Annotated in this window: 10 protein-coding genes; 5 read left to right on the forward strand and 5 right to left on the reverse strand. The window is 63.9% G+C overall.

Going from position 1 to position 11,169, the window contains the following annotated elements:
- Position 1: 1 nt before the first annotated feature.
- Positions 2–871 (forward strand): efflux RND transporter periplasmic adaptor subunit, encoded by an 870-nt coding sequence (locus L6D77_RS12370; RefSeq protein ID WP_232885294.1) that lies wholly within the window; start codon positions 2–4, stop codon positions 869–871.
- A gap of 191 nt (positions 872–1,062) precedes the next feature.
- Here L6D77_RS12370 and L6D77_RS12375 read toward each other — a convergent pair whose 3' ends face one another.
- Positions 1,063–1,791, reverse strand: coding sequence for an SDR family oxidoreductase (locus tag L6D77_RS12375; protein WP_232885295.1), 729 nt, complete (start codon positions 1,789–1,791; stop codon positions 1,063–1,065).
- A gap of 101 nt (positions 1,792–1,892) precedes the next feature.
- On the opposite strand from L6D77_RS12375, the gene L6D77_RS12380 reads away from it, so the two are divergent.
- The gene (locus tag L6D77_RS12380; protein WP_232885296.1) at positions 1,893–2,672 is read left to right on the forward strand and encodes a LysR family transcriptional regulator; all 780 of its coding nucleotides are present in this window, start codon (positions 1,893–1,895) and stop codon (positions 2,670–2,672) included.
- Here the strand turns inward: L6D77_RS12380 and L6D77_RS12385 are convergent.
- Positions 2,669–3,424 carry an SDR family NAD(P)-dependent oxidoreductase gene (locus tag L6D77_RS12385; RefSeq protein ID WP_232885297.1) on the reverse strand — a complete coding sequence of 252 codons (756 nt, stop codon included), beginning with the start codon at positions 3,422–3,424 and terminating at the stop codon, positions 2,669–2,671. The two genes, L6D77_RS12380 and L6D77_RS12385, sit on opposite strands and share 4 nt — an antisense overlap.
- A 115-nt stretch (positions 3,425–3,539) precedes the next feature.
- Between L6D77_RS12385 and L6D77_RS12390 the strand changes: the two genes are divergently transcribed.
- Both L6D77_RS12390 and L6D77_RS12395 read left to right on the forward strand, forming a co-directional pair.
- Positions 3,540–4,451 carry a LysR family transcriptional regulator gene (locus L6D77_RS12390; protein WP_232885298.1) on the forward strand — a complete coding sequence of 304 codons (912 nt, stop codon included), beginning with the start codon at positions 3,540–3,542 and terminating at the stop codon, positions 4,449–4,451.
- 104 nt (positions 4,452–4,555) lie between these two features.
- Entirely contained in the window at positions 4,556–4,876 is a 321-nt protein-coding gene (locus tag L6D77_RS12395) for a DUF2025 family protein (RefSeq protein ID WP_232885299.1), read from the forward strand.
- Positions 4,877–4,883: 7 nt separating this feature from the next.
- Here L6D77_RS12395 and L6D77_RS12400 read toward each other — a convergent pair whose 3' ends face one another.
- Both L6D77_RS12400 and L6D77_RS12405 read right to left on the reverse strand, forming a co-directional pair.
- Positions 4,884–7,466, reverse strand: coding sequence for a bifunctional diguanylate cyclase/phosphodiesterase (locus tag L6D77_RS12400; protein ID WP_232885300.1), 2,583 nt, complete (start codon positions 7,464–7,466; stop codon positions 4,884–4,886).
- A gap of 52 nt (positions 7,467–7,518) precedes the next feature.
- Complete coding sequence (locus L6D77_RS12405; protein WP_232885301.1) at positions 7,519–8,595, reverse strand: diguanylate cyclase; 1,077 nt, start codon at positions 8,593–8,595, stop codon at positions 7,519–7,521.
- 126 nt (positions 8,596–8,721) lie between these two features.
- Between L6D77_RS12405 and L6D77_RS12410 the strand changes: the two genes are divergently transcribed.
- The gene (locus L6D77_RS12410) at positions 8,722–9,816 is read left to right on the forward strand and encodes an MBL fold metallo-hydrolase (RefSeq protein ID WP_232885302.1); all 1,095 of its coding nucleotides are present in this window, start codon (positions 8,722–8,724) and stop codon (positions 9,814–9,816) included.
- Here the strand turns inward: L6D77_RS12410 and L6D77_RS12415 are convergent, their stop codons facing one another.
- Complete coding sequence (locus L6D77_RS12415; protein WP_232885303.1) at positions 9,817–10,698, reverse strand: formate/nitrite transporter family protein; 882 nt, start codon at positions 10,696–10,698, stop codon at positions 9,817–9,819. It abuts the gene before it with no gap.
- Positions 10,699–11,169: the final 471 nt, after the last annotated feature.

Genomic DNA, 11,169 nt, shown 5'->3' on the forward strand with positions numbered 1-11,169 from the left:
CATGCGTACAGCCGTACGTATCCTGGTCACCTTGTGTGTGGTGATCCTCGCCGTCTTCGCAGGCTTGAAGCTCTGGCAGTACTACATGCTCACCCCCTGGACCCGGGATGCCCGGGTGCGCGCCGACGTGGTGGTGATCGCCCCTGATGTGTCCGGCTGGGTGAGTGCGCTGAAGGTGCACGACAACCAGCAGGTCAAGGCCGGTGACCTGTTGATGAGCATCGACCGCGAGCGGTTCCAGGCTGCCTTCGACCAGGCCAGCGCGGTGGTCGAGACCCGCACCCAGCAGGTGCGGTTGCGCGAGCGCGAGGCGGCGCGGCGCACGGCCCTGGGGCCCGAGGCGATCAGCGCCGAGCTGCGCGAGAACGCCCAGATCAATGCGGCCGTTGCCCGGGGCGAGTTGCACGAGGCCGAGGCCCAGTTGAAGGTGGCGAAGATCAACCTGGCCCGTAGCGAAGTGCGCGCGCCGCGCAGCGGCCACATCACCAACCTGCGCCTGGCCGAGGGCAACTTCGTCACCACCGGGCAATCGGTAATGGCGCTGGTGGACGATGCCACTTTCTACATCCAGGCGTATTTCGAAGAGACCAAGCTCCCGCGCATTCGCGTCGGTGACCCGGTCAAGGTGTGGCTGATGGGGGCGGGTGAGGCGATGAGCGGGCATGTGCAAAGCATCAGCCGGGGCATCACCGACCGCAACTCGACGCCCGACGGGCAATTGCTGCCGGAGGTGGAGCCGACCTTCAACTGGGTGAGGCTGGCGCAGCGTATCCCGGTGCGGATTCAGCTGGATCAGATCCCCGAGGGGGTGAACCTGAGCGCAGGGATGACGGCGAGCGTGCAGGTGCGTGAGGATCAGGTGGCGCGGTGAAGCTGCGGGCTTGATTGTGTTGTAGGAGCGGCCTTGTGTCGCGAAAGGGCTGCGTAGCGGCCCCAGGATTTCAAATACACCTTGAGATTGCCGGGGCTGCTACGCAGCCCTTTCGCGGCACAAGGCCGCTCCTACAGGGAGAGGGCGCATGCGCATTCGCCAGCTTGGTGCGTCCTAGATCTGCACCCGTCTCAAGGCTGCTGCGCGGTCGCCGCCAGCACGATCTCGCGAATGCACACCTGCTGCGGTTGCTGGTACGCCCACAGGATCGCCCCGGCCACATCCTCGGCGGCCAGCACCACGCCGCCCATGTCGTTGGCCTTCCATGCCTGATAGTCGCGCTTGATGCCTTCATCGGTGGTATGCCCGAGCAACTCGGTTTCCACCGCGCCCGGGGCGATGGTCACCACCCGCACATTGTGCGGCGCCAGTTCTTCGCGCAGGTTCTCCGACAGGCCATGCACGGCAAATTTGCTGCCGACATAGGCCACATGGTTGGGGAAGGTCTTGCGCCCGGCCACGGAGCTGACGTTGATCAAGGTGCCATGGCGACGCTCACGCATGCCGCCGACCAGCGCGTGCACGCCGTTGAGCAGGCCTTTGACGTTGATGTCGAACATGCGCTCCCACTGCTCAGGGTCTTGCTCGTGCATTTGCCCTAGCAGCATCACACCGGCGTTGTTCACCAGTGCATCGGCCGGGCCATGCAAGGCTTCGGCCTCGTGTACGGCGGCAACCAGCGCCGCGCGGTCGCGGATATCCACCGCACGGCACAGGCAGTTGGGCAGCGCCAGCGCCTGCAAACGCTCAATGCGCCGGGCGATCAGCAGCAGCGGGTGGCCGGCGGCGGCGAACAGGCGGGCGGTGGCGGCGCCGATGCCGGAACTGGCGCCGGTGATGATGATGAGGGGCTTGTGCATGATGGTCTCCGAGGCATAATCGTTTTCGATGGTCGCAATTCTAGGCAGTGCTTCAAACCTTGAAAAACGGCTTATTTCTTTGGTTGGCATCGGTTTTAACTATGGATATTCGTCATCTCAAAGCGTTCATCGCGGTGTTCGAGGAGCGCAACATCACCCTGGCCGCCCAGCGCCTGTGTGTGGCGCAGCCAACGCTGTCGGTGACCATTCGCCAACTGGAGGATGACCTGGGGGCCGAGCTGTTCGTGCGCCAGGCCCGTGGCGTCGAGGTGACCGAGCAGGCCCGCGCGCTTTATGCCCAGGCTTGTCGGATGGTGGCCGAGGCAGACGCCCTGCGCCTGCGTTTTCGCCAGGGCCGCGAACAGGTGCCGCTGACGCTGGGGGTCGAGGCGGATATCGCGCCAGCCCAGGTCGAGGCCTGTGTGCGCCTGGCCAACCAGGCGGTGGAGCGGCTGCAACTGACCTTGCTCGAGGGCTGCGCCGGTGATGCGCGGCTGGCCGACGAGGCGCAGCGCTGCGAGGACGAGTTGTTCCTGCCGTTGTGGGAGGAGGCGTTCGTCCTGGTGTCGGCCACCGGTAGCCAGCCCGATGGGCGTTGGATCAGTTGCCCGCAGCACCCGTCGCACCAGCGCCTGATGGCCGCCTATGGCGAAGGTGAGCAGGTGGGGCAGGCCGCTTCGTTGCAACAGGCTCTGGCCATGGTGGCTGCCGGCCTGGGCACGGCGTGGCTGCCGCAGTCGTTGGCCGAGCGCCACCCGGGTGTGTATTGGCAGCCAGGCCCTGGGCTGGCGCTGCGCCGCCGGATCGGCCTGTGTTTGACCCGCGAAGCCCTGGCGCTGCCGGCGTTGGCCAGCCTGCACCAGGCCTTGGGTGGTGATTAGAGGAACATGCCGCCGGAGACTTCCAGGCGCTGGCCGGTGATCCAGCCGTTGCCGTCTTCGAGCAGCAGGGCGATGGCCGCGCCAATGTCGTCGGGCTGGCCGACCCGACCCAGGGCGGTATTGCCCGCGATGAAGTCGTTGACCTGCGGGTTGTCACGCACCACGCCACCGCCGAAATCGGTCTCGATGGCGCCCGGGGCAAGAATGTTGACGCGAATACCACGGGCACCCAGTTCCTTGGCTTGGTAGCGGGTCAGCACTTCCATTGCGCCTTTCATCGCCGCATAGGCGGCGTAGCCGGGGAGGGCGAAGCGGGTCAGGCCGGTGGAGATGTTGACGATGCGCCCGCCATCGGCGAGCAATGGCAGCAAACGCTGGGTCAGGAAGAACGGGCCCTTGAGCTGGATATTCAGCAACTGGTCGAACTGCGCCTCGCTGGTGTCGCTGAACGGGACGTTCAAACCGATCCCGGCGTTGTTCACCAGGAAGTCCAGCTGCCGGCGGCCGAACTGCTGCAGGGTGTCGCCCAGGCGCTCGATGAAGGCGGCGAAGCTCGAACTGTCGCTGACATCCAGTTGCAGCATGGCGGCGCGTATACCGGCCGCTTGCAGCGTGGCGGCCACGGCCTGGGCCTCGTCGGCCTTGCTGTGGTAGGTACCGATGATGTCGATGCCGCGAGCGGCCAGGTGTTGGGCGGTATTGCGGCCCAGGCCGCGGCTGGCGCCAGTGATCAGGGCAATCTTGCGAGTCATGTCGGTTACCTCATGGGCGGTGGCTGTTGCGAACAGGTTATTGATCGGTCGAAGGCTGTTAAATCCGGCGAAACCGGAAATACTGTTCGTCTTTTCTGGACAGTCGAGGTGGCCGATGAACAAGCTGGAGCTCTTGCGCACATTCGTTCGGGTCAGCGAGCTGAGCAGCTTCACCCTGGCCGGCGACAGCCTGGGGTTGCCGCGCTCGACCGTCTCCGAGCAGGTGCGGGCGTTGGAGCAATTGCTTGGCACGCGCTTGTTCAACCGCACCACGCGCCGGGTGCAGGCTACCCAGGACGGGGTGCTGCTGTACGAGCGCAGCAAGGACCTGTTGTCGGGGATGGATGAGATCGAGAGCCTGTTCCGCGCCGACGACAGCCAGCTTGCCGGCTGCCTGCGCATCGACTTGCCGACCATGATGGCGCGGCGAGTCATCGTGCCCGCACTGCCACAGTTCCTCGAGCGGTTTCCACGGCTTGAAGTGGAGATCAGTTGTACCGACCGCCAGGTCGATCTGCTGCGTGAGGGCTTTGATTGCGTGATGCGCATCGGCGCATTGAGCGACCTGGACGTGGTCGCCCGGCCAGTGGGGTACCTGAGCATGCGTAACTGCGCGAGCCCCGCCTACTTGGAGCGCCACGGTGTGCCGCGCAGGCTCGAAGACCTGGCACAGCACCAGCTGGTGCACTACGTGCGCAGCCTCGGAGCGCGCAGCCAGGGCTTCGAGTACCTGCACGACGGCGAACTGCGCTTCCAGGCCATGGCCGGGGTGGTGACGGTCAACAACGCCGAGGCCTATTCCGCCGCCTGCCTGGCGGGCCTCGGGCTGATCCAGGTACCGGCGGTGGGCGTTGCCGAGCACCTGCAGCGTGGCGAGCTGGTATCACTGCTCGAGCCCTGGCAGGCACCGGCCATGCCGGTGTCACTGTTGTATGCGCGGCAGCGCCATGTGCCGCGGCGGGTCCAGGCGTTCATGAATTGGCTGGCGGCGTTGCTCGCGTCGCAGGTCGACCCGCCGCTGGGCTGAAAATCCTGGGCAATTGCGGTAGGCTGGCATCCGCGCGTTGCCCGCCAGAGGCAACCGTTCCCGCCCGGCGTGCGTCACTTCCGAATTTTTTGTGAGGTTACGTCATGGCCATCAGTTCCCAGGACATCTGCAACGCCGCCGATCAGCTCAAGGGCTTCGTCGGTTTCCACGGTAAGCGCGGCACCCATATCGTGCGTTTTTCTGAAGACGCCTTCGGCATGGACGTGGCCGACGACAGCATCACCCCCTGCAACGAGTTCGTCTGGCGGCCCGAGGCCGAGCAGCGCATGGCTTTGTGCCGCGAGCGCCTGGCGTTGTTGCTCGACCAGCATGTGGATGACCGGCTGAATATCGGCGAGCCGCTGCGCCTGTACCTGCGGCGCACCGACCTGCCGGAAATCGTCGCCGACCGCCGCCTGCGCTGAGCCCCCGTCAGCCGGCATCGTGGCGCTGCTCATGCCCTGCCAGCAGCGCCTCGAAGCCTTCACGGTCCACCGGGCGGCTCAGGTAGTAGCCTTGCACCTCATGGCAGTTTTCCTTGCCCAGCGCCTTGAGCTGTTGCTCGGTTTCGACGCCTTCGGCGGTCACGGTGAGGCCCATGGCCTTGCCCAGGTTGATGATCGCCTGCACCACGGCCCGGTCATTGCCGCTCTGGTTGTTCAGGCCGGCGATGAAGCGTTTGTCGATCTTGATGCTGTCGAAGGGGTAGGTGCGCAGGTAGCCCAGCGATGAGTAGCCGGTGCCGAAGTCGTCCATGTTCAGGCGCACGCCCAGCTCTTTGAGGGCGAGCATGGTGCCCAGGGCGCCTTCGATGTCGTTGAGCATGACGTTCTCGGTGATCTCCAGCTCCAGGCGCTGGGCCGGGAAACCGGTTTCCAGCAGGGCTTCGCGCACGTCGGCCACCACGTCACTGCGCAAGAATTGCGCCGGGGACAGGTTGACCGAGATCAGCAGTTCATCGGGCCACTCGCGGGCGGTTCTGCAGGCTTCGCCAAGCACCCAGCGGCCCAGCGGGACGATCAGGTCGGTTTGTTCGGCCAAGGGAATGAAGGTGTCGGGGCCGAGCAGGCCTTCCTGGGGATGCTGCCAGCGCAGCAGCGCCTCCACCGAGACGATGCGCAGGTCATCCAGGCGATAGCGTGGTTGGTAGTGCAACACGAATTCGTGCTGCTTGATGGCGCGGCGCAGATCGTTCTCCAGCTGGCGACGGTACTGGATCTGCTGGTTCATTTCTGGTGAGAAGTAGCGCCAGGTGTTCTTGCCGTCGGCCTTGGCCTGGTACAGGGCGATGTCGGCGCAGCGGATCAGCTCGCCGGCATCGAAGCCCTGGGTGCGGGTTTGCGCGATCCCCAGGCTGGCGCCGATGTGCAAGGGCTGCTCGTCGAACAGGATCGGTTGCTGCAGGCGTTCGATCAGGCGTGCGCAGAAACGGTCGATCTCGTTGCGGTTGTCCAGGCCATGCAGCACCAGGACAAACTCGTCACCGCCCAGGCGCGCCACCAGGTCATCGTCGCGGGTGGCATCGCGCAAGCGCGCGGCGACTTCCTGCAATACCGCGTCGCCAGCGGTATGGCCGAGGGAGTCGTTGATCAGCTTGAAACTGTCCAGGTCGAGCAGCAGCAGGGTCAGTGGCGGGCTGTCGTTGCCACGCAGCAGGGCTTGCTCCAGGTGGCGCGAGAGCTTGTTGCGGTTGGCCAGGCCGGTGAGGGCGTCATGCATGGACAAGTGCTGGATGCGTGCATGGGCGGCAACTTCGTCGGTGATGTCGCTGGCGGTGCCGCGGAAGCCGGCGAGGCGGCCGTCGAACAGGATCGAGCGCGCCGAGATCCGGCAATAGCGGCTTTGCCCGTTGGGGTCGCAGTAGCTGCAGCGCAGGTTGGCCATTTGCTGTGGGTCGCTGTCGGTCTGGGTGTCGAGCCAGGGCAGCAGGGGCGTGGTGTCGCAGGACAGCAGTTGGTTGAGGGGCTGGCCGAGCCAGTCTTCGATGCGGTAGCCGGTGACATTGACGAAGCGTTGCGACAGATAGGTCAGGCGGTGATGCCGGTCGGTTTCCCAGATCCAGTCGGATGCCGCTTCGGCGACGGCGCGAAAACGCTGTTCGCTGGCTTCCAGCGCCTGGTTGCTCTGCTGCAGGCGCAACAGGCTCTGGTCGATGGCTTGGGAGCTGTGCAGGGCATGGCGGAACAGGTACAGGAGCACCAGGCCGATCACCAGCAGCACGCCAAGCAGCGGTGGCAGGAAGGCCCAGAGCAACTGGTGGCCGGGTTGCGGGCTGTTCCAGGCCAGGTGGTAGCCGGTATCGCCCAGGTCGATATGCGGCTGCTGGCGGGCAGTTCCCGCATTTTTCTCCAGGCGCATGCCGGCCAGGCCGGCGCCTTCGCCCAGGTGGGTGAGCTTGGCCTCGGTCAACTGGTCGATGAAGAGCATGACGGGTGCATGAAGGACCTCGTCTTCGCGCACATCCTTGTCTGGGCGAACGGCTGCGGCGATGAGCACTGCCGGCCAGCCGTTGAAACGCACGAACTGGGTGATCTGCTCGCGTGCGGGCGCCGCGCTGCGCGCTTGTGCGAGGATCGGCGCGAGCGGCGTGTCGAGGTAGGCCGTGGCGGGTGAGTCGGTGGGTTTGCCCTTGAACAAGGCGTAGGTGGTGCCGCCATCCTCGACCACGAATATCCCTTCGTAGCCGCTGGCGCTGAACAAGGATTCGCCGACGTTCTTCTCTTCATAGGCCCATTGCCAGTCGACCTTGCCGGCCAGATGCTCGTAGGCGGCATCCCATACCGCGTAACTGGAGAGGAACTGGCGTGAGGCCAGTAGCCTTTGCTCCAGTGCCTGGGTGGCTTGGAAGCTGCTGCGCTCCTGCTCCTGGCGGTCCAGGGTGGCGGCAATGTTGAACAGGGCGCCAAGGGCTATCAGGCAGGCGAGGCTGAACAGGGCGCAGAAACCGCCGACCAGGCGGCGTACCTGCAGGTGAGAGGTGGGGCGGGTGGCAGAGCGGTCGACATTCCTGTCCATACACGTGCGGCTCCTTGAACTGCAGCCTTACGCCCAGGGCCTGGACGAAGGTTCAGTCAGGATAGGCCAGCCTGAGCGCAGTGACTTCGCCGTGGGCGAAATTGACCTGATCGCGGCCCTGATGCTTGGCGGTGTAAAGCGCCTTGTCGGCCTCTTCCAGCCAGTGCTCGGGCGTGTGCAGGCCTGGGTGGAAGGCCGACAGGCCGATGCTCAGGCTGATACGCAGGTCCGGAAGCTGCGGGTTGCGATAGGCTGCTACCTGTTCACGCAGGCGCTCCATGGCCAGACAGGCCTGGGCCTGCCGAGCGCCGGGGAGGATCACGCAGAATTCGTCGCCACCATAGCGCCCGGCCAGGTCGTCTTCACGCAGGTTGCGCTTGAGCTCCTGGCTCAGCTGGCGCAGCACGCAGTCGCCGACCACGTGGCCGTAGGTGTCGTTGATGGCCTTGAAGTGGTCGATGTCGATCAGGGCAATCACAGCAGGCAGCTGTTGCAGTTGGCAGGCCTGGAACTTGAGCAGGAGCAGGTCTTTCCATGAGCCGTGGTTGAGCAGGCCGGTGAGGCTGTCGATGCGGCTGAGGGCACTGAGCCGGCGCTTGTGCTCGGCCAGCTTGATTGCCAATTGGTAGCAGACCCAGCCCAATGCCAGCGGATAGAGGGTGAGCATCGGCAAGCAGGCCAGGACCTGCAACGGTGTGGTCTGCATCTGCAAGCCGGTGCCGAGCAGCGCGCTGGCCAGGACCATGCCGCCCAACTGGGCCAGCAGGCCGCGCAGCAGCATGCGCTTGCCACCGGCGGCGACGTTGTTCATGGTCATCATCGACAGGATGGTGACACTGGGCAGCGGGTTGAACTGCATGGCAGCGGTCCAGAAGCCGCCCATCATCGAGTCGAGCATGAGGTTGCGCTGTTCGGCCTGGTAGGGGGTGGCCGAGCGACGTGCCCATTGGTACGCCAGGTGCGGCCAGACGATGCCGTTGAACAGCAGCAAAGCCCAGGCCCATTGCGGTAACTGTAACGGCGCGACGGCGGCCATGACACTGAACAGGCCAATACCCAGGCCGATGATGCGCGGCAGGTAAATACGCCTGACGAAAGAAAGCCCCTTGCCGCTGCGGTTGTCGATCATGCTTGTCGTTCTTCTGAGATGCGCCGTTTATCGCATAAGTGGTGTGAATATTGTTGAACAATCGTTCATGGGCTAAGAATGGCCTTGCAAGCCAATTCACGGTTGATGCAAACCCCGTGGGGTAACATGAAGGCTTTCTTGCTGCTCGGAGTGCTCCTGCTCATGGCCCCCATGGTTTCATCCGCCGGCGAGCCGGCCCCGCACCGGGACGGGCGCTTTCATAACCAGGCCGAACTGCCCCAGGACGGTGTGTGGAAGAAGTTGCGCATCGGCTTCAAGTACCTGCTGCTGCGCAAACCGCCCGAGACCCGCCCGGCTTTGCCTCCAGGCCTGCAGCCCATGACCCGCCAGCAGGTGCTCGATGCACCGGACCACAGCCTGTGGCGGCTGGGCCACTCCACGGTGCTGCTCAAGCTACGCGGGCGCTTCTTTATTACCGACCCGGTCTTTGCCGAGCGCGCCTCGCCGGTGCAGTGGGCCGGGCCCTTGCGCTTCCACGCGCCACCGCTGGCGCTCGATGACTTGCCAGCGCTGACCGCGGTGATCCTTTCCCATGATCATTTCGATCATCTTGATGAAGACGCGATTCGCCGCCTGGCGCCACGCACCGAGCACTTCCTCGCGCCGCTGGGCGTTGGTGACCTGCTGATCGAATGGGGAGTGCCGGCGGCCAAGGTGCGGCAGTTGGACTGGTGGCAGCAGGCCGAAATCGAAGGGGTACGTTTTATTGCTACGCCTGCACAGCACTTTTCCGGGCGCGGGCTGTTCGACAGCAATCGGCGGTTGTGGGCGTCCTGGGTGATGATCGACGAGGGGCTGCGGCTGTTCTTCAGCGGTGACACCGGGTATTTCGAAGGTTTCCGTGAAATCGGCGAGCGCTATGGGCCATTCGATCTGACGTTGATGGAGACGGGGGCCTACAACCTGGCCTGGCCCAATGTGCACATGCAGCCAGAGCAGAGCCTGCAGGCCCACCTGGATCTGCGTGGGCGTTGGTTGCTGCCGATTCACAACGGTACTTTCGACCTCTCCATTCACGCTTGGGAGGAACCGTTCGAACGGATTCTGGCCTTGGCCAATGCCGCGCAGGTACAACTGAGCACCCCGCAGATGGGCGAGCGGGTCAGCCTCGATTCGCCGCACGCCGGTCAGAACTGGTGGCGACCGCAGCCGTTGCGTCGGCAGGGCAGGTCTGCCGAGCGGGCGGTGGCTGCGCGTTAGCTAGTTTTCGTTCGCCGGTGGTTTGCCTTTCTTTAATAGCTGCGAGGGCGGCTTGCCACTGTCGCTGCGTACCTGGGCATGGCTGATCAGGGCGAAGATGAAGCTGCCGCCAATGATGTTGCCGGCCAGGGTGGGCAGGGCGAAGTCGAGCCAGAAGGTGCGCCAGGTTTCTTCGCCGGCCCAGACCAGGTAGGACACCTCGACCGAGCCCACCACTATATGGGTGAAGTCGCCCAGCGCCATCAGGTAGGTGATCATCAGGATGATCCAGATCTTGGCGTGCTCCATGGACGGGATCATCCACACCATGGTGGCGATCATCCAGCCCGAGACAATGCCCTTTGCAAACATCTGGTTGAGGTCGTTTTCCATGACCTTGCGGCCCACGTCGAGGAAGGCAATATCGGTCTTGCTGTCGAAGATCGGCAGTTCGAGCATCACCCAGGCTACCAGCAGGGTGCCGGCCAGGTTGCCGAGCAGGACGACGGTCCACAGCCGCAAGAGGCGGCCGAGGTTGGCCAGGGTGGGGGTGGTCATGACCGGCAGCACGGCGGTCAGGGTGTTCTCGGTAAACAGCTGCTGGCGCGCGAGGATCACTGCCAGGAAGCCTGCGCTGTAACCGAGGCTGGCGATCACCTGGGCACTGTCGCCCTCGGGCAGCCGGGCATAGAACAAGCCCATCGCCATCAGTGACAAGCCCATGGTCAAACCGGCTGCCAATGCCGACCACCACAGCGCGGCGAGCGTGCGCTCCAGTTCCTGGTCGCCCTGGGAGCGGATGATCTCGTGCAGCACGGCCGCGCGGGGTGGCTGGTTGTGGCTTGCTTCCTGCTCTTCGTCCGCCGACAGGCCAGGGGTCTTGTCGCTTTGTGCATCGCTCATGATTGCCAGGCTCCGCAGGGTGTTTATCTACAGAGCGAAAGGGGCGGGCAATAGTTGCCAGGCGCTGTCCGAAAGTTTTTCAAGATCAAGGTGTTGACTCTGAATTCAAAGCGCGTATTATTCGCCTCCTTGCAGCGTTGAACGCAGCGAGACAAGCAGTAAGTTGTTGAAGTTGAAGGTGTTTTGAAATAAGCAGCTTCGTAAAAAAAACTTCAGCGAGGTGGTTGACAGCAGGTTGTAAAGCTGTATGATTCGCCTCCCGCTACGAGAGATCGCGGCGAGTTAAGCGGTTGAAGCTAAACGAGTTTCTCGGAAAAAAACTTCAAAATAAACGCTTGACAGCAAATGAGGAAAGCGTAGAATGCGCGCCTCGGTTGAGACGAAAGGCTCTTAACCAAACGCTCTTTAACAAATTGAATCAAGCAATTCGTGTGGGTGCTTGTGAGTACGGACTGATAGTCAAAAAGATTA

Origin of the sequence: Pseudomonas parasichuanensis, assembly GCF_021601385.1 — a bacterium.
Taxonomy (GTDB): Bacteria; Pseudomonadota; Gammaproteobacteria; order Pseudomonadales; family Pseudomonadaceae; genus Aquipseudomonas; species Aquipseudomonas parasichuanensis.